Annotated in this window: 23 protein-coding genes; 1 reads left to right on the forward strand and 22 read right to left on the reverse strand. The window is 67.6% G+C overall.

The window, feature by feature from the left end:
- Positions 1-4: 4 nt before the first annotated feature.
- The 18 genes from EAT49_RS16320 to EAT49_RS16405 form a co-directional block, all read right to left on the reverse strand.
- Positions 5-1585, reverse strand: coding sequence for an NADH-quinone oxidoreductase subunit M (locus EAT49_RS16320; protein ID WP_185020796.1), 1581 nt, complete (start codon positions 1583-1585; stop codon positions 5-7).
- Positions 1585-3744 carry an NADH-quinone oxidoreductase subunit L gene (gene nuoL / locus EAT49_RS16325; RefSeq protein ID WP_123643368.1) on the reverse strand — a complete coding sequence of 720 codons (2160 nt, stop codon included), beginning with the start codon at positions 3742-3744 and terminating at the stop codon, positions 1585-1587. The genes EAT49_RS16320 and nuoL overlap by 1 nt, the downstream gene beginning before the upstream one ends.
- Before the next feature lie 4 nt (positions 3745-3748).
- Positions 3749-4054: an NADH-quinone oxidoreductase subunit NuoK gene (nuoK, locus tag EAT49_RS16330; protein WP_123643369.1), complete on the reverse strand. Its 306-nt coding sequence runs from the start codon at positions 4052-4054 to the stop codon at positions 3749-3751.
- 97 nt (positions 4055-4151) lie between these two features.
- Positions 4152-4586 (reverse strand): hypothetical protein, encoded by a 435-nt coding sequence (locus EAT49_RS16335; RefSeq protein WP_123643370.1) that lies wholly within the window; start codon positions 4584-4586, stop codon positions 4152-4154.
- On the reverse strand, positions 4583-5041 hold the full coding sequence (locus EAT49_RS16340) for a hypothetical protein (protein ID WP_123643371.1): 459 nt from the start codon (positions 5039-5041) through the stop codon (positions 4583-4585). Before EAT49_RS16340 ends, EAT49_RS16335 begins: the two co-directional genes overlap by 4 nt.
- Positions 5038-5652, reverse strand: coding sequence for an NADH-quinone oxidoreductase subunit J (locus tag EAT49_RS16345; protein ID WP_123643372.1), 615 nt, complete (start codon positions 5650-5652; stop codon positions 5038-5040). Before EAT49_RS16345 ends, EAT49_RS16340 begins: the two co-directional genes overlap by 4 nt.
- Positions 5649-6059: a carboxymuconolactone decarboxylase family protein gene (locus tag EAT49_RS16350; RefSeq protein WP_123643373.1), complete on the reverse strand. Its 411-nt coding sequence runs from the start codon at positions 6057-6059 to the stop codon at positions 5649-5651. Before EAT49_RS16350 ends, EAT49_RS16345 begins: the two co-directional genes overlap by 4 nt.
- Entirely contained in the window at positions 6056-6550 is a 495-nt protein-coding gene (gene nuoI / locus EAT49_RS16355) for an NADH-quinone oxidoreductase subunit NuoI (protein ID WP_123643374.1), read from the reverse strand. The genes EAT49_RS16350 and nuoI overlap by 4 nt, the downstream gene beginning before the upstream one ends.
- 21 nt (positions 6551-6571) lie before the next feature.
- Entirely contained in the window at positions 6572-6982 is a 411-nt protein-coding gene (locus EAT49_RS16360) for a hypothetical protein (RefSeq protein WP_123643375.1), read from the reverse strand.
- An 87-nt stretch (positions 6983-7069) separates the two neighbouring features.
- Entirely contained in the window at positions 7070-8110 is a 1041-nt protein-coding gene (gene nuoH / locus EAT49_RS16365) for an NADH-quinone oxidoreductase subunit NuoH (protein WP_123643376.1), read from the reverse strand.
- A 21-nt stretch (positions 8111-8131) separates the two neighbouring features.
- Positions 8132-8527: a hypothetical protein gene (locus EAT49_RS16370; protein ID WP_123643377.1), complete on the reverse strand. Its 396-nt coding sequence runs from the start codon at positions 8525-8527 to the stop codon at positions 8132-8134.
- A gap of 59 nt (positions 8528-8586) precedes the next feature.
- Positions 8587-10608 carry an NADH-quinone oxidoreductase subunit NuoG gene (nuoG, locus tag EAT49_RS16375; RefSeq protein ID WP_123643378.1) on the reverse strand — a complete coding sequence of 674 codons (2022 nt, stop codon included), beginning with the start codon at positions 10606-10608 and terminating at the stop codon, positions 8587-8589.
- A 482-nt stretch (positions 10609-11090) separates the two neighbouring features.
- Positions 11091-12173 (reverse strand): Gfo/Idh/MocA family protein, encoded by a 1083-nt coding sequence (locus EAT49_RS21745; protein ID WP_123643379.1) that lies wholly within the window; start codon positions 12171-12173, stop codon positions 11091-11093.
- Positions 12174-12176: 3 nt separating this feature from the next.
- Positions 12177-12998: a sugar phosphate isomerase/epimerase family protein gene (locus tag EAT49_RS16385; protein ID WP_123643380.1), complete on the reverse strand. Its 822-nt coding sequence runs from the start codon at positions 12996-12998 to the stop codon at positions 12177-12179.
- A gap of 40 nt (positions 12999-13038) precedes the next feature.
- Positions 13039-14109: an ABC transporter ATP-binding protein gene (locus EAT49_RS16390; protein ID WP_123643381.1), complete on the reverse strand. Its 1071-nt coding sequence runs from the start codon at positions 14107-14109 to the stop codon at positions 13039-13041.
- A gap of 5 nt (positions 14110-14114) precedes the next feature.
- Positions 14115-14975 carry a carbohydrate ABC transporter permease gene (locus EAT49_RS16395; RefSeq protein ID WP_123643382.1) on the reverse strand — a complete coding sequence of 287 codons (861 nt, stop codon included), beginning with the start codon at positions 14973-14975 and terminating at the stop codon, positions 14115-14117.
- On the reverse strand, positions 14972-15841 hold the full coding sequence (locus EAT49_RS16400; protein ID WP_123643383.1) for a carbohydrate ABC transporter permease: 870 nt from the start codon (positions 15839-15841) through the stop codon (positions 14972-14974). Before EAT49_RS16400 ends, EAT49_RS16395 begins: the two co-directional genes overlap by 4 nt.
- Before the next feature lie 73 nt (positions 15842-15914).
- Positions 15915-17153: an ABC transporter substrate-binding protein gene (locus EAT49_RS16405; protein WP_123643384.1), complete on the reverse strand. Its 1239-nt coding sequence runs from the start codon at positions 17151-17153 to the stop codon at positions 15915-15917.
- A gap of 253 nt (positions 17154-17406) precedes the next feature.
- On the opposite strand from EAT49_RS16405, the gene EAT49_RS16410 reads away from it, so the two are divergent.
- On the forward strand, positions 17407-18426 hold the full coding sequence (locus tag EAT49_RS16410) for a LacI family DNA-binding transcriptional regulator (protein ID WP_123643385.1): 1020 nt from the start codon (positions 17407-17409) through the stop codon (positions 18424-18426).
- A 132-nt stretch (positions 18427-18558) separates the two neighbouring features.
- On the opposite strand, the gene EAT49_RS21290 is transcribed toward EAT49_RS16410, so the two are convergent.
- From EAT49_RS21290 to nuoF, 4 genes are all read right to left on the reverse strand, one after another.
- On the reverse strand, positions 18559-18714 hold the full coding sequence (locus EAT49_RS21290; RefSeq protein WP_185020797.1) for a hypothetical protein: 156 nt from the start codon (positions 18712-18714) through the stop codon (positions 18559-18561).
- A gap of 32 nt (positions 18715-18746) precedes the next feature.
- Complete coding sequence (locus EAT49_RS16415) at positions 18747-19142, reverse strand: DUF5333 family protein (RefSeq protein WP_123643386.1); 396 nt, start codon at positions 19140-19142, stop codon at positions 18747-18749.
- 51 nt (positions 19143-19193) lie between these two features.
- Positions 19194-19508, reverse strand: a complete 315-nt coding sequence (locus EAT49_RS16420; protein ID WP_123643387.1) for a putative antibiotic biosynthesis monooxygenase — start codon at positions 19506-19508, stop codon at positions 19194-19196.
- A gap of 280 nt (positions 19509-19788) precedes the next feature.
- Positions 19789-21072: an NADH-quinone oxidoreductase subunit NuoF gene (gene nuoF, locus EAT49_RS16425; protein WP_123643388.1), complete on the reverse strand. Its 1284-nt coding sequence runs from the start codon at positions 21070-21072 to the stop codon at positions 19789-19791.
- Between the last annotated feature and the right edge of the window lie 21 nt (positions 21073-21093).

The following is a 21093-nucleotide window of genomic DNA, read 5'->3' on the forward strand; positions in this document are numbered from 1 at the left end:
TGGCTCACTCCGAAAGGTCGGCGGCGGCTTCGGCCACGCGCGCGACGGGCTGCCATTCCGCCTGCGCGGTCTCGACGCCCGCGACGAGGTTCTCGACCGAGGGGCCGATGATGTCCGTGATCAGCGCCGGATAGACACCCAGCAGGATCGTCATGACGATGAGCGGCGCGAAGATTGCCCGCTCCCGGCGGTCCATGTCGGTGATCGACTTGAGGCTCTCCTTGATCAGATCGCCCATCACGACCCTGCGATAGAGCCACAGCGCATAGCCCGCCGACAGGATCACGCCCGTCGCCGCGACCGCCGCGATCCAGGTGTTGACCTGGAACACGCCCATCAGCGTCAGGAATTCGCCCACGAAGCCCGAGGTGCCCGGCAGGCCCACGTTGGCCATGGTGAAGAGCATGAAGATCGCCGCATAGGCCGGCATCCGGTTCACGAGCCCGCCATAGGCGTCGATCTCGCGGGTATGCATACGGTCGTAGATCACGCCCACGCAGAGGAACAAGGCGCCCGAGATGAACCCGTGGGAGATCATCTGGAAGATCGCGCCGTCCACGCCCTGCTGGTTCACCGCGAAGATGCCCATGGTGACGAAGCCCATGTGCGCCACCGACGAATAGGCGATCAACTTCTTCATGTCGGCCTGCACCAGCGCCACCAGCGAGGTGTAGACGATGGCGATGGCCGACAGCCACAGCACCAGCGGCGCCATCACCTCCGTGCCCACCGGGAACATCGGCAGGCTGAACCGCAGAAAGCCGTAGCCCCCCATCTTCAGCAGGATCGCCGCCAGGACCACCGATCCCGCGGTCGGCGCCTGCACATGCGCGTCGGGCAGCCAGGTGTGCACCGGCCACATCGGCATCTTCACCGCGAAGGAGGCGAAGAAGGCGAGCCACAGCAGCGTCTGCAGGCCCCCCACGATCTGGATGCCGAGGAGCGGGAAGGTCTCGGCGGCGAAGGTGTATTCGAGCAGCGGCACGACGTCCTCGGGACAGGCCGCGATACAGGTCGTGCCCGCCTGCGCGAACATCGCGACCATCGCCACCAGCATCAGCACCGAGCCGAGGAAGGTGTAGAGGAAGAACTTGAACGACGCGTAGATCCGCTCCTTGCCGCCCCAGATCCCGATGATCAGGAACATCGGAATGAGCCCGCCCTCGAAGAAGAGGTAGAAGAGCACGAGGTCGAGCGCCATGAACACGCCCAGCATCAGCGTCTCGAGGACGAGGAAGGCGATCATGTACTCCTTCACCCGGTGCGTCACCGTCCAGCACGAGGCGATGACCAGCGGCATGAGGAACGTGGTCAGCATCACGAAGAGCACGCTGATCCCGTCCACGCCCATCCGGTAGGACATTCCGAGCAGCCAGTCATACTCCTCGACGAACTGGAAATCGGTGTTCGACGGATCGAAGCCGAAGAGGATGAAGAGCGAAATGATGAAGGTCGCCGCCGTGGTGGCCAGTGCGACCCATTTCGCATTGGCCTGCGCCGCCTCGTCGTCGCCTCTCAGGAACAGCGCCAGGATGGCCGCGCCCAGAAGGGGGAAGAAGGTCGTCAGCGAAAGGAGGTTGCCCATCAGTTCGCCCCCCCGAAGATCGTGAACCAGGTGATCAGGAGCGCAATGCCCAGCACCATCAGGAAGGCATAGGTGAAGATGTAGCCCGACTGCAGCCGCCCGAGCTGGCGCGTGAAGAACGGAATGATCCCCAGCGCCACGCCGTTGATGCCGCCGTCGATGACGTTGCCGTCACCCCGCCGCCACAGGAGACGCCCCAGTCCCACCGCAGGTCTCACGACAAGCGCGTCGTAGATCTCGTCTACATACCACTTGTTGAGCAGGAAGAGGTAAAGCGGCCTCTGGTTCTCCGCGAGCTTCGCCGGAAGCTCGGGACGCCGGATATACATCTGGAAGGCCAGGGCAAGGCCCAGCAGCATCGCCACGAAGGGCGAGACCTTCACCCATGCCGGCGCCGCGTGCGCGTCGTCGAGAACGTGGTTCTCCGGCCCGATGTAGATCGCGCCGTCGCCCGGCGCGCCGCCGAAGGCGAAGTGGTGATGCTCGCCCTCGCCCTCGCCGCCGGTATCCTCGGTGATCGCCTCGACGGCCGCGCCGACATCGCCCTCGGCCAGTTCCTCTGCCGCGGCACCCAGGCCCTCGTCGGCGTGCTCGGGCGCGTCCGCCATCTCCTCGGCTGCGGGGATGTTGAAGAACGTCGCGATCTTCTCGTTCTCGCCGAAGAAGGGCTTGTACCAGATCATGCCCGCAAAGATCGCTCCCAGCGCCAGCACACCGAGGGGGGCCAGCATCACCTTCGGGCTCTCGTGCGCATGCTCATGGGTGTGCCTGTCGCCCCGCGGCTCTCCATAGAACGTCAGGAACATCAGCCGCCAGGAGTAGAAGCTCGTCATCGCCGCAGCCACCAGCAGCGTCCAGAAGGCGAAGCCCGCACCACTGCCGGCCCAGGCCACCTCGATCACCGCGTCCTTGGAGATGAACCCGGCAAAGCCCACCGGAAACCCGATGTAGAGCAGCGGGATGCCCACGCCCGTGATGGCCAGCGTCCCGATCATCATCGCCCAGAACGTATAGGGCATCTTGTGGCGCAGCCCGCCGTAGTTCCGCATGTCCTGCTCGTGGTGCATCCCGTGGATCACGGAGCCCGCGCCGAGGAACAGCATGGCCTTGAAGAAGGCGTGGGTGAAGAGATGGAACATCGCCACCGAATAGGCGCCCAGCCCCGCCGCCACGAACATGTAGCCCAGCTGCGACATGGTCGAATAGGCGATCACCCGCTTGATGTCGGTCTGCACGAGGCCGATCGTCGCCGCGACAAAGGCCGTGGCCGCCCCGAGGAAGGTCACGAAGGCCAGCGCCGCGGGGGCGAATTCCATGACCGGCGACATCCGGCAGACCAGGAACACGCCGGCGGTCACCATGGTCGCCGCATGGATCAGCGCCGACACCGGCGTCGGGCCCTCCATCGCGTCCGGCAGCCAGGTGTGCAGGAAGAGCTGCGCCGACTTGCCCATCGCCCCGATGAAGAGCAGCACCGCCACCACCTCGGCCGCGTTCCACTCGCGCCAGAGGAAGGTCATCTGCGTCTCGGCGATCTCGGGCGCCGCGGCAAAGATGTCGTCGAAGTTAATCGAGTCGACGAGGAAGAACAGCGCGAAGATGCCGAGCGCGAGGCCGAAGTCGCCGACCCGGTTCACCACGAAGGCCTTCATCGCCGCGGCGTTTGCCGAGGGCTTCCTGTAGTAGAACCCGATCAGCAGATAGGACGCGAGGCCCACCCCCTCCCAGCCGAAGAACAGCTGCACGAGGTTGTCCGCCGTCACCAGCATCAGCATCGCGAAGGTGAAGAACGACAGGTAAGCAAAGAAGCGCGCCTTGTAGTGCTCGCCTTCCCTGAAGTTGTCGTCATGGGCCATGTAGCCCATCGAATAGAGATGCACGAGCGCCGACACGCTGGTGATCACGATCAGCATGATCGCCGTCAGCCGGTCCAGCCGGATCGCCCAGTAGGTGTCGAGCGAGCCTGACGAGATCCAGCGCATGATCTCGATCTGCTGGGTCTCGCCCGGCAGCGTCAGGAAGATGATCCAAGAGAAGAGCGCCGCAACGAAGAGCAGGCCCGTGGTCACCCACATCGCTCCCTGCTCGGAGATGATCCGCCAGCCGAAGCCCGCGATCAGCGCGCCAAGCAGAGGCGCGAACAGAACGATCTGCGCCATGACCTCAGCCCCTCATCACGTTGACGTCTTCCACGTCGATGGACCCGCGGTTGCGGAAGAAACAGACGAGGATGGCAAGCCCGATGGCCGCCTCCGCGGCGGCCACGGTCAGCACGAAGAGCGTGAAGACCTGGCCCGTCAGATCGCTCAGATAGCTCGAGAAGGCGACGAGGTTGATGTTCACCGCCAGCAGCATCAGCTCGATCGACATCAAGAGGATGATCACGTTCTTGCGGTTCACGAAGATCCCGAAGATGCCGATGACGAACAGCGCCGCCGCGACCGTCAGATAGTGTTCAAGTCCGATCATCTTCCTCGTCCTTCGGGCGTCCGGCGCCCTTCGATCATCGCTTTCGGCCGATGTCCATGCCGCAGAAGAGCTGCGGAACGGGCAGACCCGCCCGCCGTCACAGGCCGAGCTCCCGGCAGATGCAGTCGCCCCATTCGCCCCTGCCGATGCGGGCCCCCGCCCCGAGCGGTGCCACGGCCTCGCCCAGTTGCCGCAGGGTGTAGCCCCGCTCCTCGCCAAGCATCGTGAAGAAGCGCTCGAAGACCACGGCCGAGACCGCCGGGGGCGCCACCACGAGCAGGAAATCTCCGGTCGGGCAATGCTGCAGCACCACCCGCTCGTCGGCGTCGCCGCTCCACGAATAGGTGACGAAATCGTTCGCCCAGACATGCGCCGACGTGATCGGACGCGCCTCGGCCGCAGAGGTGGCGAGCCTGCCCGCATCCATGTCCATGACGCAGCCGGGCACGTCGATCACGGTGGCCCGGCCCGGTCCCGCCAGCATGGCCAGCAGCGCCAGAAGGGATCCCGAGAAGGCCGCGGTCGTCCTCATTCCGGTGCCTCCCATGGCGTCTTCTCCCCCCGTGCCTCGGGGTAGAACACCGCGCAGGGGCAGTTCTCGGAATTCGACTGGCGCAGCTGCGCCGGCGCTCCCAGGTCGATGAACCGCTCGACCAGGTCCTGACCGGTCTCGGACTCGCCCGAGGCCAGCGCCTCGCGCATGACGTCGATCAGCTGCTCCGGCGCGGGCCGACCATCGGGAAACTCGATCCGCCCCGCGATGAGCCGGAAGCCGCTGTCGCACTCGGTGAACACGACGAACGGATCGGGCAGACCCGCAGCCACCGCCTCGAAGCTCTGCGCGACGAAGCCGTCGCCCAGGTCGACAGGCGCCTCGCCGACCTCGACACCGTCGAGCACCGGCACGCACACCTGCGGCTCCAGCTCCTGCGCCAGCGCAGGTCCCGCGACGGCAAGCGCCGCGAAGAGGCAAAGCCCCCGCCTCACCGCTGCAGCCCCTGCCCCGGCTTCACGTCCTTCAGCTCCATCGCCGTCTTCGGATCGCGGTACATCTGCGCCAGCACGTTCTGCCGCTTCACGTCCGACCGGTGCCGAAGGGTCAGGACGATCGCGCCCACCATGGCCACCAGCAGGATCAGGCCCGCGAGCTGGAACAGCAGGATGTAGCGGTCATAGAGCACCAGCCCCAGCCCCTGCGTGTTGTGGATTCCGCCCTCCACGGGAACCGCCCGGCGCATCTCCGCGCCCTCGCTGATGGTCCAGGCCCCCAGGGCGATGCCGAGCTGCATCAGCAGCACGACCCCGATCAGCAGCGCCAGCGGCATGTAGCGCGCCATCTCCGCCTTGAGCGCCGCGAAATCGATGTCGAGCATCATCACCACGAAGAGGAACAGAACGGCGACCGCGCCGACGTAGACGATGATCAGCAGCATGGCCACGAACTCGGCCCCCAGCAGCACGAACAGCCCCGCCGAGCTGAGGAACGCGAGGATCAGCCACAGCACCGAATGCACCGGGTTGCGGGCGATGACGGTGAACAATCCGCCCGCCAGCGTCGAGACGGCGAAGAGGTAGAAGGCGATCACGGCTGGCGTCATTTGCTCTTGTCCTTGTCCTCGTCGTCCATCCCGGCCTGGGCGATCTCCATCGCCTTCGCCATCGCGGGCACGCCGCCGAAGGCGGCCGCCGTGGCGATCGTCTCGGCGATTTCCTGTTTCGTGGCGCCCGCCTCGCGGGCATGGCGCACGGTGAGCCGGATCTGCGCCTCGGCCTGCGCGCCGAGGATCGTCAGACCCATCAGCGTCAGCAACAGCCGCGTCTTGGCGTCCAGGCCCTCGGGATTGAGGGTCTTGCCCATGAAGGCTTCCATGAACTCGGCGGGCACCGTGGGCCACATCGCCTCGAACCCCTTCGGCGTGAACGACTCGAGCGCCGGATTGAGCGCCTTTGCCCAGTCCTGCCCGGCCTTCATCATCGCCTCGAAGGGGTTTTTCGGATCGGTCATCTGTAGGGCGCATCCATCTCGAGGTTGCGGGCGATCTCGGCCTCCCAGCGATCGCCGTTCTCCAGAAGCTTGGCCTTGTCGTAGTACAGCTCTTCCCGGGTCTCGGTGGAGAACTCGAAATTCGGCCCCTCGACGATGGCATCCACCGGGCAGGCCTCCTGGCAGAAGCCGCAGTAGATGCATTTCGTCATGTCGATGTCGTAGCGCGTGGTGCGGCGGCTGCCGTCCTCGCGCGCCTCGGCGTCGATGGTGATGGCCTGCGCCGGACAGATCGCCTCGCACAATTTGCAGGCGATGCAGCGTTCCTCGCCGTTGGGATAGCGGCGCAATGCATGCTCTCCCCGGAATCGCGGGCTGAGCGGCCCTTTCTCGTGGGGATAGTTCACCGTCGCCTTGGGCTTGAAGAAGTATTTCAGCCCGAGCCTGAAGCCCTGGAACACGTCCTGCAGCAGAAAGTACTTCGCTGCACGGGTATAGTCGATCTGCGTCATCTCTGGCCTCCTTTCAGGGGGTCAGCTCGTCGGCCCGTCGGGCCCCAAGGGGCCCGCACCGAAGGAATTCGTCTGCATCTGCGGCTCGTACGACGGCTGGCCCGGATCGGCCATCGCCGTGTCCCCGCCCGTGGGCGCCGGGTCGCTCATCGGCTGAAACGGGGCGTCCGCCGGCGCGGACATGTCGGCTCGCGCCTGTCGCGCCTCGGCCAGCGCCCTGCCCGGTCCTCGTCCCATGGCCACGGCGATGGTCTCGTCGATGTCCGAGGCCGCCCAGCGGAACACCGCGGCCGCCAGCGCCTGCTGCTGCGGCCCCGCCAGTTCCGCGGCCTGCGCGGGATCCTCGCCGAACTCGGCGATGAGACTGCCCGCGAGGTCGATCAGGTCGATGTATTTCGCGTCGAGGATCGCGGCCCTGAGATCGTTGTCCATGTCAGCCCTCCTCGTTCCCCAGCTTCGTTTCCGCCCGTCGCGCCTTCAACTGCGCGAGGATCAGGTTCTCCACCTTGTCGTCCATCCTCAGCCCCCCACGGTCCAGCGCGCCCAGGCACCGCCCAGAACCTCGAACTTGGCGAGGAAGGACACGATCACCACCCAGGCGAGCGACATCGGCAGGAACACCTTCCACCCGAGCCGCATCAGCTGATCGTAGCGGTAGCGGGGCGTGATCGCCTTCACCATCGCGAAGATGAAGAAGCAGAACACCATCTTGCCGGCCATCCAAAGCACGCCGTCCGGCAGGCCCGGGATCGGCGAGAGCCAGCCTCCGAGGAACAGAAGGCTGACAAGGGCGCACATCAGCACCACGGCCATCAGCTCCCCGATCATGAACAAGAGGAACGGCGTCGAGGAATACTCCACCTGGTAGCCTGCCACGAGTTCCGATTCCGCCTCGGGCAGGTCGAACGGCGGCCGGTTCGTTTCGGCCAGCGCCGAGATGAAGAACAGGAACAGCATCGGGAAATGCGCGAGCCAGTACCAGTTGAAGATGCCCCAGTCGCCATCCTGCGCCCGCACGATGTCCGTCAGGTTCAGCGAGCCGGTGGAGATGATGACCCCGATGATGATGAGCCCGATGGACACTTCGTAGGAGATCATCTGCGCCGCCGACCGCAGGCTGCCCAGGAACGGATACTTGGAGTTCGACGCCCAGCCGCCCATGATCACGCCGTAGACCTCGAGGCTCGAGATCGCGAAGATGTAGAGCAGCGCCACGTTGAGATCGGCCAGAACCCAGCCATCGTTGAACGGGATCACGGCCCAGGCGACGATCGGCACGATGAAGGCGATCATCGGCGCGAGGAAGAAGACCGACTTGTCGGCGCCCGCGGGCACCACGATTTCCTTGACGATGTATTTCAGAAAATCGGCGAAGGACTGCAGCAGGCCGAAGGCGCCCACGATGTTCGGCCCGCGCCGCATCTGCACCGCGGCCCACACCTTGCGGTCGGCATACATCAGGAAGGCCAGGCTCACGAGGATCGGAACCAGCACCAGCAGGCACTGCCCCAGCACCAGCAGCACGATGCCCAGATTGGTGGTGGTAAAGAAGTCTACCATGGAAATCCTTCCGATCCTCCGTCAGACCGTCGGAACGCCGGCGCGTTCGCAGGTTGCGACGGTAAAGCCCGCGTCGATGGTCTGCAGGCCCTGGGGCAGGCCCGGCGAGACGGTGTAAACAGCATCCGCAGTCCAGTTTCCACCCTCTTCCTCCACTGTTGTCCTGACGTGCCGGACAAAGTCGAAGCCGCGGATGAGAGCATACTGCGCAGCCGCGCATTCCGCATAGAGACGCAGGTCGACGGGACCCTCGGCGCCGCGCATCGAGACGCGGAAATTCACCAGATCGTCGTCGAGTAGCCGCGTTTGTATGCCGCCGTACACCTTTTGTGCCGCCGGTTGCCCGAGCCGCCCCGTCTCGGCGCCGCAGCCGCCCACCGCGACCAACGCAAGGCCTGCGGCGACGCGCCGCAGCATGGTGCTCCGCGCGCGCCCCGCTCGAAGGTCATCGCCCACCCCGGCGACCCTCACGGACGTCATTCCGCGGCGATCGGCGCCTCGGCCCGGTCGCGGGCCGATCTCGAGAGTTCCGCCATCAGCGCGCTCGCCCGGGCGATCGGGTTGGTCAGGTAGAAGTCCCGCACCGCCTCTTCGAAATCACCCGAACCCATCGGCCGCTTCTTCATCAGCTTCAGCGGGTTCTCCGGAACCTCGTCCAGCTTCGCGAGGTGCGGCACCTCGGCGATCAGCTTCCGCCGCAGCTGCGGCAGGCTGTCATACTCAAGCGGCTGGCCCGCCTCCGCCGACAGCGCGCGCAGAATCGCCCAGTTCTCCTTGGCCTCGCCCGGCGGATGGACGGCCCGCAGCGCCAGCTGCGGCCGGCCTTCGGTGTTCACGAAAAGACCGTTCTCCTCGGTATAGGCGGCGGCCGGCAGGATCACGTCCGCGCGGTGCGCGCCGCGGTCGCCGTGGCTGCCCTGGTAGATGACGAACGGTCCTGCGTCGATCTCCACCTCGTCCGCACCGAGCGAATAGACCACGTCCGCGCCCTCGAGCGCGCCGGGCAGGCCCCCCTTGGAGAAACAGCCGACATCCAGCGCGCCGACACGGCTCGCCGCGGTGTGCAGGATGAGGAGACGTCCCTCGATCGCCTCGACCAGTTCAACGACGCGGGCCATGACCGCCAGCCCGTCGCCGCCCTTCAGTGCCCCCTGCCCGACGATCACGAGCGCGCGTTCCCCCTGCCACGCGGCAAGATCGCCCGAAGCCAGCCGCTCCAGCGCCTCCCGCCCGGTCCCGAGCTCCTCGACATCATAGGTCAGCTCGGCGCGAGGGCCGATCCGCGCCACATGGGCACCGCGCAACCAGGCCTTGCGGATGCGCGCGTTCAGCACCGGCGCCTCGTTCCGCGGGTTCGAGCCGACCAGCAGGATGCGGTCCGCGCCGTCGATGTCGGCGATCCGGGCAGTGCCGGCATAGGCCGCGCGGTTCTGGCCATGGACCATCGCCCCGTCGACCCGCGCCTCCACGGCGCCGCCCAGCCCCTGCACCAGTTCCCGCAGCGCGAAGGCCGCTTCGGTCGGGGCAAGATCGCCCACGAGACCCGCCACCTTCGAGGCGCCCTTCAGCGCCTCGGCGGCCCGGCCAAGCGCCTCGGTCCAGCTCGCAGGACGCAGCTTGCCGTTCTCGCGAACATAGGGCCGGTCCAGTCTCTGCCGCCTGAGCCCGTCCCAGACGAACCGCGACTTGTCCGAGATCCACTCCTCGTTCACGCCGTCGTTGTTGCGCGGAAGGATGCGCATGACCTCGCGCCCCTTGGTATCCACCCGGATCGCGCTGCCGAGCGCGTCCATCACGTCGACGCTCTCGGTCTTCGTCAGTTCCCAGGGCCGCGCGGTGAAAGCGTAGGGCTTCGATGTCAGCGCCCCGACCGGGCAGAGATCGATGATGTTGCCCTGCAGGTTCGACTCGAGCGTCTGGTCGAGATACTGCGTGATCTCCGCATCCTCGCCCCGGCCGGTCTGGCCCATCTGGGTGATCCCCGCCACCTCGGTAGTGAAGCGCACGCAGCGTGTGCAGGAGATGCAGCGCGTCATGTGCGTCTCCACGAGCGGACCGAGGTCCAGCTCCTCGGCGGCGCGCTTCGGCTCGCGGTAACGGCTGAAATCGACGCCATAGGCCATGGCCTGGTCCTGAAGATCGCATTCCCCGCCCTGGTCGCAGATCGGACAGTCGAGCGGGTGGTTGATGAGCAGGAACTCCATCACCCCCTCGCGCGCCTTCTTCACCATGGGGGAATTGGTCTTCACCTGCGGCGGCTGGCCCTCGGGGCCGGGACGCAGGTCCTTGACCTGCATGGCGCAGGAGGCGGCGGGCTTGGGCGGGCCGCCCACGACCTCCACAAGGCACATCCGGCAGTTTCCGGCGATGGAGAGGCGCTCGTGGTAGCAGAACCGCGGGATCTCGATCCCCGCAACTTCGCAGGCCTGGATGAGCGTCATCGCTCCGGCCACTTCGATCTCGGTTCCGTCGATGACAACCTTGCGCAGGTCGGACATGGATCTGGTCCTTCGCAATTCCGGGGCGGCACGCACCGCCGCATCGGTCCCCGTCTACCCCCTCACAACGCGCGATGCCAGTGCCTGCTCCCTGCCCCGGCGGGCGAAAACGCCGCAACCGGATGCTGTCGGACGGCGCGCCCGGGACGCGCGCTGTGTCGTCCTCTACTTGGACTTCGGAGTGCATCCGGCGCCGCCTGTGATCGACGCTCCCCCCGCAATCTCGACTGTCCTCTCCGCTTACCCGCCCCTTTTGGCCGCCCGCGCCGGGCCGGGATGCAGACCGCCATCCCCTCGGCCGTCACGACGTCCAGAAACCCGTCGGCATCCTGGCCCCGGTCCTCGAGAAGGAGGCTGGCGTACGGTCGCGGACCCGGCAACGCGGGCCCGCCTTTCGCATCGCTCATGCGGCCTGGCGCACTGTGTCTGCCTGGCCGGATGTCCCCCGGCTATCTCAGCGGCCAAACCCCTCGGGGCTCGAGTCAGGCTCGGCGGATCGTGGCGGCAGCGGCGTCCGCCGCGACGGACTGGATCGCCGCGATCACCGCGAAGTTGAAGCGCAGGTCCGCGGCTGCAAGCGCATTCGACGGTCGCCCCGCGACCGCCGCCGCCATGGCAAGGAGCGGCTGGTGATGGAAATGCGGATGCTCCCCCATCGGCAGGGTCTCGACCTCGCGCTCGACCTTGCCGCCGCCGTCGACGAACCGGGTTACGCGCGTGGCGTCGCCATCGTAGGGCGGCAGCCATTGCCACGACAGGCCCCCGGTCGTCCCTTCGACCGAGAGTTCGGCATGGGCCGGTCCGTTCACCCCGTTCGCCCGTTCGTAGAGGCAGGGCACCGTGGCGCCGTCCGGCAGGACAAGCCGGAGCATCGCCGCGACGTGGCTCTCCACCCGCGGGGGATGATCCGGGGGATCGTCCCGCCCTTCGATCCGCGCCAGATGGGCCGCGTCCACCCTTACCTCCGTCGGGCGGAGCACGTCGAACAGCATGGCGAGGTCGTAGACCGACCAGTCGACCAGGACGCCGCCCCCCGCAAGATCCGGGTCGAGGAACCATCGGCTCGCCGGCTGGTATTCGATCCCCGGCCGGCCCCGCACGCTCCGGTGGATCATGCGGACGAGATTGAGCTGCCCGAGCGCCCCTTCCCCGATCAGCGCCGAGGCCCTCCGCATCGACGGCTGACCGTTGAAGCGGATCGCGCAGTCGCCGAGGCGTCGGCCCGCGGTCTCGGCCGCGGCGAGCATCCCGTCGAGTTCGGCGAGGGTGCGCGCAACCGGCTTTTCGCAGAGCACGTGAAAGCCGGCCTCGAAGGCCATGAGCGTCATCGGCGCATGGAGCCACGGCGGCACCGCCACGACGACGATGTCGTCCCGGCCGGCCGGGGCTGAGGCGAGCATCGCCTCCGGCGTCTCGAAGATCCCGGCCTCTGGATAGGCCGCCGAGAAGCGGGCCCGGGCCTCGGCCGATGGGTCCGCGGCAAGGATCGCCTCCGCCGGGATCAGGCGGGCGGCCGCGGCGTGATGGTGGGCGATCGCGCCCGCACCGATGAGAAGGACCCGCATCGCTCAGGCTCCGATCGGGCCGAAGAGGCGGGCCACAGTCTCGACGGAGGCCGCATGGGCTGCGATCAGCTCCATCGTCATCGGCGTTCCGTCCTCGTAGGCATGCTCGATCACGAGCAGCGGTCGTGCCCCCTGCTCGGCCAGCATCTCCGCGACGCGCGCGAGATCGATGTCCCCCTCGCCGATGGACTGGTCCCAGACGCCGCCGCGGCTCTGCCGCAGGTGGAGCTCGGAGACGCGGGAGCCGTAGAGGCGGATCACGTCCTCCAGCGCGACCATCGAGTTTCCGGCCCCGCGCCAGATCCAGTGAACGTCGAGGCAGAGCCGGACCGCCGCGGGATCGGTCGCCGCGAGCATGTGGTGGAACTCGCGGGCCGCGGCCCGCATCTCGGGCGCATGGGTATGGAAGAGCAGCTCCGCCCCTCGCTCCGCCAGCGACCGGCCGAGCGACTCGAGCGCTGTGCGCTGGATCCGGAGCTGCGCGTCGGACTTGAGCGCGCCCTCGGGTAGCGGATCGGGATTGGAAATGTAGCGCGCCACTCCGTGCGGCTGAAGGACGTCGGCAATGGCCAGTGCCGTCTCGGTGGCCTCCCGGGCCGGCGCCTCGTCGTGGAAGGCGCCGAAGACGTAGACCGACCCCATCGACAGCCCCTCGGCGGCCGCATCCTCGGCCACGCCGGCGGCCTCTTCTGGGGTCCGCACCGCGTCCTCCCAGCCAGTCAGGCCCGCCTCACGCGCGGACCGCATTGCCGCGCGCCGGTCGAAGGGCCGGTCCGCAAGCTGCGCGAGCTGCTTCCAGCCGTAGACGTTGGTTCCGATAAACATGATCCGCTCCGAGCAATCAGTGAATGGGATGGCCGCGCCCCTAGAGCCGCGCGCCGCTGTCGGGGTCGAAGAGCGAGACGCCCTCGATCTCGAAGTCGAGGTGAAGGGATTGCGGCAGCCCGGCCGCCGCCTCCGGCGTGAGCCGGGCCGACAGCCGCTGTCCCGAGAGTTCTGCCCAGACGAGCGTGTCCGCGCCGTGGGGCTCTATGCCGCGCAGGCGCGCAGCGACGGTGGCGGTGCCGGGGACGGGCGCGACGCTCACGCGCTCGGGCCGGACGCCGAAGACGACGGACCCGGTCCGGGGCGCACTGCGCCAGGCATAGTCCGGGACCGCCACGGTATTCTCGCCGATCCTGACGCGATCCGGCGCGACGAGCTCGCCCTCGAGGAAGCTCATCGCCGGGGCACCGACGAAGTCGGCCACGAACCGGGTCGCGGGCCGGCGGTAGATCTCGTCGGGCGTGTCGACCTGCTGGATCACGCCCGCGTCCATCACGGCGATCCGTGTGGCAAGCGTCATCGCCTCGATCTGGTCGTGCGTGACGAAGACGAAGGTGACGCCCAGACGCTCGTGAAGCGCCTTGATCTCGTTCCGCATCTCGGTGCGGAGCTTGGCATCCAGGTTCGACAGGGGCTCATCGAAGAGGAAGAGCCGCGCCTTCCGCACGAGGGAGCGTCCGATCGCGACCCGCTGGCGCTGCCCGCCCGAGAGCTGGCCGGGCTTGCGGTCGAGGAGATGGCCGATCTGCAGGAGGTCGGCCGCCCAGCGCACGCGCTCCTCCTGCTCGGCACGGCTCGCGCCGACCACGCGGAGCGCGAAGGCCATGTTCGCCCGCGCCGTCATCGTCGGGTAGAGCGCGTAGGACTGGAAGACCATGCCGATCTCGCGCGCGCTGGGCTCCAGCCGCGTGACGTCGCGGTCGTCGAACAGGATGCGCCCGGCCTGCACTTGGTCGAGCCCGGCGATGGCGGAGAGCAGCGTCGATTTCCCGCAGCCGGACGGGCCGAGCAGAACGAGGAACTCGCCGTCTGCTATGTCGAGCGAGATGTCCTTCAGAACGGCATGGGCTCCGTAGCTTCGGACGAGATTCTCGATTCGGACGCGGGTCATGGAGCCTATCCCTTCACGGCCCCGGCGGTCACGCCGCGGACGAAGTACTTGCCGGACAAGAGGTAGAGGAGGAGCGGCGGCAGCGCCGTCAGCAGCGTCGCGGCCATGTTGACGTTCTGCTCGGGCACGCCGCTCGACGCGGTGGCGGACAGCGAGGCGACCGAGACGGTCATGGGTTGCCAGTTCTGGCCGCTGAAGATCAGACCGAGGAGGTAGTCGTTCCAGACGCCGGTGACGGAGAGGATACCCGCCACGATCGCCACATTGAGCGACAGGGGAAGGATGACCAGCCGCCAGATCTGGAAGAAGCCGGCGCCGTCGACCCGCGCCGCCTTGATCAGTTCGGGCGGCAGGCCGACGTAGTAGTTGCGGAAGATCAGCGTCAGGATCGGCAGCCCGAAGAGGACGTGGACGATCACCACGGCGGCCAGCGTCTGGTGGATGCCGCCGACCGCGAACATCCGCACCAGCGGGTAGATCATGATCTGGTAGGGCACAAAGGCCCCGACGAGCAGGAGGCCGAGGACGAGTCCCGCCCGGCGGAGGTTCCACAGCGCGAGCGCAAAACCGTTCAGCGAGGCGAGGAGCAGCGAGATAGACGTCGCGAGCGCGGTGATGACCACCGAGTTCCAGAACCGGCCGCCGATGCCGTTGCAGTCGCGACCGATGCAGGCGCTCGACCACGCCTTGGAGAAGGCCTCGAGATCGGGCGAGCGCGGCAGGAGGAAGATCGAGGCCCCCCGCGCCTCGTCGGCGTCCTTGAGCGCGGTCAGGACCACGATGACCAGCGGGATCGCGAAGAAAAGCGCGGTCGTCACGAGGAAGAGATAGAGGCCGATGCGGCCTGCGCGTCCGGCGGGCGTCATGCCGCCTCTCCCCGCCGCCGCAGAAGCCCGACGAGGGCGAAGAGGACCACGACGGTCAGGAGGAGGAGCGTCGCCGCCGCCGAGGCAAGCCCCACGCTCTGCCGCTCGAAGTAGTGGTCGACGATGAACTTGGCAGGCACGTCGGTGGAGAAACCCGGTCCGCCCCCCGTCAGCGCCACGACGAGGTCATAGCTGCGGACCACGTTCATGCCGAGAAGCACGAGGCAGGTGACGACCATCGGCCAGAGCATCGGCAGGACGACATGCCGGTACATCCGGTGCCGTGGGATGCCGTCGACGCGCCCGGCCCGCCAGATCTCCTGGTCGACCGATTGCAGTCCGGCGAAGAGGATTACCATGACGAGTCCCGCCGAATGCCAGACTCCGGCGATGACAAGGGTGAAGATCGCCCGCTCGGGACTCGACAGCAGGTCGAGCGAGAAGGACTCGAAGCCCAACGAACGGACGTAGTCCTGCAGCCCCGTCGTGGGGTTGAGCAGCCATCGCCAGGCCAGGCCGGTGACGATGAAGGACAACGCGATGGGGTAGAGGAAGATCGTCTGGTAGACGCTGCGCCCCTTCACCCCCTGGTCGAGCGCGATCGCGAGCAGAAGCCCCGCGGCGAGGCAGAAGCCGATGTAGAGCCCGCCGAACACGAACAGGTTCGTGTAGGCGACCTGCCAGCGTTCGGTGGAAAGCAGCCGCTCGTACATGTCGAGACCCGCCCAGCGAGAGACCGGGAGGATGCGCGAGGGAGTGAAGGACAGGCCGATCGTCCAGAGAATCGATCCGTAGTAGCCGACGACCGTCAGCAGGATCGTGGGCACGAGCACGAATCGTGCCGTCGCCTGGGGTGTAATCGCCATGGGCGGTGCCTTCCGGGATCGGCAGGGCGGCCGGTTCGGCCGCCCTGCCCGTTCCGAAGCGAGGGAGGACGCTTCAGAAGTCGTTCAGGATGATGTCCGCGAACTGGGCGGCGGCGGATTCCGGCGTCACCGACGTGTCGGCCCAGAAGTTCATCAGAAGGTCGCCGATCTGCCCGGCCGCGTCGCCGCTCAGGAGCGCGTTGGGGTTCGGCAGGCCGCGCCCCTCAGCCATGCCCTCGGCCACCTTCAGGGAGCACTCGGAAAGCCCCTCCGTGCTCGCATCTGTGCGCGACGGGATGGAGCCCTTGTCGATGGAAAACGCCGTCTGCGTCGCAGGATCGAGCAGCGCCCGGACGAAGTCGTCCTGACCGGTCGACTCCTGACCCAGATCGGGGATCATGAACCCGGTCGTCCCCACGATCCAGGTGTCGCCGCCCGCCATCGCGCAGCCCCAGTCGGTGCCGTAGGTCTCGCCCATCGCGGCGAGCTCGCCCCCGGCCCAGCTGCCCATGACCTGCAGCCCCGCGCGGCCCTCGGCGACGAGCGAGAGGGTATCGTTCCACGACCGGTTGGAATTGCCCTGGTCGGCCAGGACGGACAGCTCCCGCAATATGCGGAAGGACTCGACGATCGCGTCGCTCTCCGCCATCGCGGGATCCTGGTCGCGGTAGAGCGCATTGAATCCGTCCTGGCCGAACTCGGCGGTCAGGATCGAGAAGTGCAGGATGTTGAGCTGCCAGGGCTGGGCGCCGACGGCGATCGGGATGATCCCGGCCTCTTGCAGCGCCGGCGCCGCGGCGAGGAACTCGCCCCAGCCGGTCGGCGGCTCGACGCCGGCCGCTTCGAAGGCCGGGATCGAATACCACATGAAATTCTGCGTCTCGAAGGCGAGCGGCACGGCGTAGAGTTCGCCGCTCTCGAGGCTCGCGATCTCGAGCGCGAAGGCGGGAACCGAGTCGATCAGGCCCTCGGCTTCGACGAAGGGACGAATGTCGCGGAGGATCCCCTGCTCGCCGAGGTCGATCGCCTCCTTGCCGACAGAGGCGAACAGCGCGCCCGGCGGATCGCCGCCTCCGATCCGCGAGGTGAAGAGAGCGCGGGCTCCGGCACCGCCGTCGGGGGGAACCAGCTCGACCCAGGTCGTCCCGAGGTCCTCGACCTTGTCCGCGACGTGCTGGATCGCAGCCGATTCGCCGCCGGTGACGAGCCAATGGATGACCTCGACCTCCTCGGCCGCCGTGACCGCGGGCAAGGCCGTGCCGCAGGCAAGCGCGATCGCTCGCCCGACCCGGGCGCCATTTTTCTGTTGCATTTCGTCCTCCCTTGCAGCGCGGGCTCTGAATGGCCCGGCACCAACCGTTCGGGTCCTGCCGGAGTCGCCGGCGGTCCTTGGGATCACATTGTCGCAGCAAGTCGGAATCGGCAAAGGCAGAAACCATCAGATCGCATCACATAAGTCATGGTCTCATCACATTACATCATTGGATCACCTCAGATTCTCGCAGGATTCTGTTGACGTGCATTGCTTCGGCTGCGACTGGATTGGGCGAGAGACCAGGGTATCCATGCGCGCAACCATCCACGACATCGCCAGCCGCGCAGGTGTTTCCGCAGCGACCGTCGATCGGGTGCTGAACGGCCGGAAAGGGGTGTCGGCGGCCAACAGGCAAAGGGTGATGCGGGCGGCGCAGGAGTTGCGCTACCTGCCGACCGATGGACAGGCGGCCCTTCCTGTGCGTCCCGCGCAGCTGGAGTTTCTGATCCCCCGGGCGCGGCAGGTCTTCCTCTCGGATCTGGCAGAACAGATCGAGGAATTCGCGGCCACCCTCCCCGTGGTGTCACGCGCTAAGGTCCATGCGGTGGAAGACCTCAGCCCCGAGGCCTTCGTCTCGGCCCTTGGGCGCATCGACACCGGCACGCAGGGCGTCGGGATCGTGGCGGTCGACCACCCGCTGACGCGCCAGGCGGTGCGCGACCTCACCGACGGTGGCGTGAAGGTGGTCACCATCGCCTCCGACCTGCTGACCACGCCGCGCAGCGCCTATGTCGGCCTCGATGACCGCGTCGCCGGCCGGACCGCCGGACTCGTCATGGGTCACGTCGCGGGCCGATCGGGCGGCAAGGTCGCCCTCTTCGTGGGCCAGCAGGCCTTCCAGGGCCAGCGAGAGCGCGAGATCGGCTTCCGCACCATCATCGAGCAGGAATTCCCGACACTGGAACTCCTGCCGTTGTTCGACACCCGCTCCGACACCGGCATCGCCCGGAGCGCGACCGAACGGCTGCTGGCGGCCGAGCCCGATCTGGCCGGCATCTACGTGATGGGCGGCGGGCGCTCGGGCGTGGCGGAGGCGACGGCCAGGGTGGACCGAAGGAAGCGGCCGTTCGTCATCCTCCACGACCTGTCCGACACGACCAGGCGCTACCTTTCGGAAGGAAGCATCGACCTGATCATCGACCAGAACGTCCGGCTGCTTGCGGAGCAGGCGGTGATCCGGCTCCTGACCGCGATCGCCGCGGAGCGCCTGTTCCTGCCGGAGCATTTCATCGAACCGCGCCTGATTTTCCGCGAGAACATCCCGATGTAGGCCGACAGGCAAAGGCGCCTGCCTCAAGACCTGCCAGCCGGCGACGCCTCGAAAGTCCGCTCTGGTAGAAGTGCGGGTGGGCGCGCTCCGCTTGCTCCCCCCTGGTCGCACGAGGGATCGGCTTGTGGTTCTTCAGGCGACCGGAGTCGCCGGGACGCGGTCGGTCTCCAGATCGAGCCAGGCGCATTCCTCGGGCTCGAGAGCGAGCGAGAGCGCGATCGGGCTCAGGTCGGGCGGCCTGAGACAGAGCTCCTGCGGAGGTATTTCCGGCCGGATGAACTCCGGCACCGGCACCGGAAGAGGCCGGCGCGCCCGTCGCCTCAGCGCAGGAACTGGCCGATCACGCTGCCCGCCGCGATCTCGGCCGCGCCCACGCGACAATGGCTTGCGTCGTCGCCCCGCACCGCGCCCATGGCGGCGAGCCGTGCGCGGGCCTCGGCCTCGAGCCGGTCGGCCGCTGCGTCATCGTCGAGGAAGGCCTCGATCTCCGCCTCCGAATAGCCCAGCCTGCGCGCCTCTCCCCTCAGGGCGTTCAGATAGGCAATCCCCTTCAGACGCCGCGCCTCGATCCGGTCGCAGCGGTCGGAGATCTCCACCGCGATTCCCACGGCGATGAGGCCCTCGCGGATCGCGGGCTCCGCCTCGAGACCGGCCTGGGCCAGGGCGGCGGGCGGCGCGGCAAGGAGGGTCAGGATCAGGGCGAACATTGGGCGCATGGGGCCTCTCCGGTCAGTCTGGTTGCGCCCGGCATGACCTGCCCGGCTCTGCTATTCAATGTCAGCCCCGGCCCGGCCCCGCTTTGAGCGGCTCTCCGCGCCTTCGTCCGGCTCCTCCACCCGCCGCGCCTCGGCGTGCTTGATGTCCGAGCGGCTTTCCCCCTTCATCCGCGCGATCCGGGCCTCGATCAGGGGCTGGGCCACGAAGGTGATCAGCGGCACTGTCAGCGCGGTCGACACCAGAACCTCCGCCCAGAGCGGCCAGTCGATCCCCAGCCAGACGAAAGCGTAGCTGAACAGGCAGACACAGGGAAAGACCGCCAGCCAGACGGCGAGAAGCTGAAGAAGGCGCTCGCTGAGGGACATCTCATGAGGCCCGACGCGAAACCCGCGGCGAAGTTCCGGCGTGCGGCGTCAGGGCCGCCACGGCAAGGGGCCCGGCGGCCGGTCGAAGCGCCGGATGCCGCATCACGCCGCGCCGGCAGGTCCACCGGGATGTCGGGCAGCACGCCGTATGCCCGCGTCGCCGCAACGGTCGAGGCCGGCAGGCGCCGCCCCGGGACCGGATCCATCCGTCGCGGCCGGGGTCGGTCTCACGGTGTCCCTTGGCGCCTACGGCGGCGTCGGCCCGCCGCCAGCCTCCGCTTCACTCCGCCGCGATCGGCGCGCGTCCCCTGATGCGGTCCTCGATCTCCTCGCGGAAGTTGCGGATCAGCCCCTGGATCGGCCAGGCCGCGGCATCGCCCAGCGCGCAGATCGTGTGGCCCTCGACCTGCTTCGTCACCTCGAAGAGCATGTCGATCTCCTCGACCGCCGCCTCGCCCTTCACCAGCCGGTCCATCACGCGCATCATCCAGCCCGTGCCTTCCCGGCAGGGCGTGCACTGGCCGCAGCTCTCGTGCTTGTAGAATTTCGACAAACGCCAGATCGCCTTGATGATGTCCACCGACTGATCCATCACGATCACCGCCGCCGTGCCGAGCCCGGAGCCCAGCTCGCCGCGCAGGTAGTCGAAATCCATCACCGCGTCGCGCATCTTCTCGCCGCGCACGCAAGGAACCGAGGAGCCGCCCGGGATCACCGCCTTGAGGTTGTCCCAGCCGCCGCGAATGCCGCCGCAGTGCTTTTCGATAAGCTCCTCGAAGGAGATCGACATCGCCTCCTCGACCACGCAGGGGTGGTTCACATGGCCCGAGATGGCGAAGACCTTGGTGCCCGCGTTCCGCTCCCGTCCGAAGCCCGCGAACCAGGTGGCGCCGCGCCGCAGGATCGTCGGCACCACCGCGATGCTCTCCACGTTGTTCACCGTGGTCGGGCAGCCGTAAAGACCGGCGCCGGCCGGGAACGGCGGCTTCATCCGCGGCATTCCCTTCTTGCCCTCCAGGCTCTCGATCAGGGCGGTCTCCTCGCCGCAGATGTAGGCCCCCGCGCCGTGGTGCAGGTAGAGATCGAAGTCCCAGCCCGACCCGGCGGCGTTCGCCCCCAGAAGCCCCGCGTCATAGGCCTCGTCGATGGCCGCCTGCAGCGCTTCCTTCTCGCGGATGTATTCGCCGCGGATGTAGATATAGGCCGAATGCGCTCCCATCGCGAAACTGGCGATCAGGCAGCCCTCGATCAGCGTGTGGGGATCGTGGCGCATGATCTCCCGGTCCTTGCAGGTCCCGGGCTCGCTCTCGTCGGCGTTCACGACAAGGTAATGGGGCCGCCCGTCGCTTTCCTTCGGCATGAAGGACCACTTGAGCCCCGTGGGAAAGCCCGCGCCGCCCCGGCCGCGCAGACCGCTCGCCTTCATCTCGTCCACGATCCAGTCACGTCCCTTCTGGATCAGCCCGGCCGTGCCGTCCCAGTGGCCGCGTGCCTTCGCACCCGAAAGGCTGCGGTCGTGCATTCCGTAGAGGTTGGTGAAGATGCGGTCTTCGTCCTTGAGCATATCTGGTCTCCAGCCCGACGG

It is taken from the genome of Histidinibacterium lentulum, assembly GCF_003789055.1.
GTDB classification, from domain to species: Bacteria; Pseudomonadota; Alphaproteobacteria; order Rhodobacterales; family Rhodobacteraceae; genus Oceanicola; species Oceanicola lentulus.

Coding starts and splice junctions, on each gene's coding strand:
- EAT49_RS16320 (WP_185020796.1), bottom strand. CDS start 1,585: ATGGGCAACCTCCTTTCGCTGACGACCTTCTTCCCCCTTCTGGGCGCG.
- nuoL (WP_123643368.1), bottom strand. CDS start 3,744: ATGGCGCAGATCGTTCTGTTCGCGCCTCTGCTTGGCGCGCTGATCGCG.
- nuoK (WP_123643369.1), bottom strand. CDS start 4,054: ATGATCGGACTTGAACACTATCTGACGGTCGCGGCGGCGCTGTTCGTC.
- EAT49_RS16335 (WP_123643370.1), bottom strand. CDS start 4,586: ATGAGGACGACCGCGGCCTTCTCGGGATCCCTTCTGGCGCTGCTGGCC.
- EAT49_RS16345 (WP_123643372.1), bottom strand. CDS start 5,652: ATGACGCCAGCCGTGATCGCCTTCTACCTCTTCGCCGTCTCGACGCTG.
- EAT49_RS16350 (WP_123643373.1), bottom strand. CDS start 6,059: ATGACCGATCCGAAAAACCCCTTCGAGGCGATGATGAAGGCCGGGCAG.
- nuoI (WP_123643374.1), bottom strand. CDS start 6,550: ATGACGCAGATCGACTATACCCGTGCAGCGAAGTACTTTCTGCTGCAG.
- EAT49_RS16360 (WP_123643375.1), bottom strand. CDS start 6,982: ATGGACAACGATCTCAGGGCCGCGATCCTCGACGCGAAATACATCGAC.
- nuoH (WP_123643376.1), bottom strand. CDS start 8,110: ATGGTAGACTTCTTTACCACCACCAATCTGGGCATCGTGCTGCTGGTG.
- EAT49_RS16370 (WP_123643377.1), bottom strand. CDS start 8,527: ATGCTGCGGCGCGTCGCCGCAGGCCTTGCGTTGGTCGCGGTGGGCGGC.
- nuoG (WP_123643378.1), bottom strand. CDS start 10,608: ATGTCCGACCTGCGCAAGGTTGTCATCGACGGAACCGAGATCGAAGTG.
- EAT49_RS21745 (WP_123643379.1), bottom strand. CDS start 12,173: ATGCGGGTCCTTCTCATCGGTGCGGGCGCGATCGCCCACCATCACGCC.
- EAT49_RS16385 (WP_123643380.1), bottom strand. CDS start 12,998: ATGTTTATCGGAACCAACGTCTACGGCTGGAAGCAGCTCGCGCAGCTT.
- EAT49_RS16390 (WP_123643381.1), bottom strand. CDS start 14,109: ATGACCCGCGTCCGAATCGAGAATCTCGTCCGAAGCTACGGAGCCCAT.
- EAT49_RS16395 (WP_123643382.1), bottom strand. CDS start 14,975: ATGACGCCCGCCGGACGCGCAGGCCGCATCGGCCTCTATCTCTTCCTC.
- EAT49_RS16400 (WP_123643383.1), bottom strand. CDS start 15,841: ATGGCGATTACACCCCAGGCGACGGCACGATTCGTGCTCGTGCCCACG.
- EAT49_RS16405 (WP_123643384.1), bottom strand. CDS start 17,153: ATGCAACAGAAAAATGGCGCCCGGGTCGGGCGAGCGATCGCGCTTGCC.
- EAT49_RS16410 (WP_123643385.1), top strand. CDS start 17,407: ATGCGCGCAACCATCCACGACATCGCCAGCCGCGCAGGTGTTTCCGCA.
- EAT49_RS16415 (WP_123643386.1), bottom strand. CDS start 19,142: ATGCGCCCAATGTTCGCCCTGATCCTGACCCTCCTTGCCGCGCCGCCC.
- EAT49_RS16420 (WP_123643387.1), bottom strand. CDS start 19,508: ATGTCCCTCAGCGAGCGCCTTCTTCAGCTTCTCGCCGTCTGGCTGGCG.
- nuoF (WP_123643388.1), bottom strand. CDS start 21,072: ATGCTCAAGGACGAAGACCGCATCTTCACCAACCTCTACGGAATGCAC.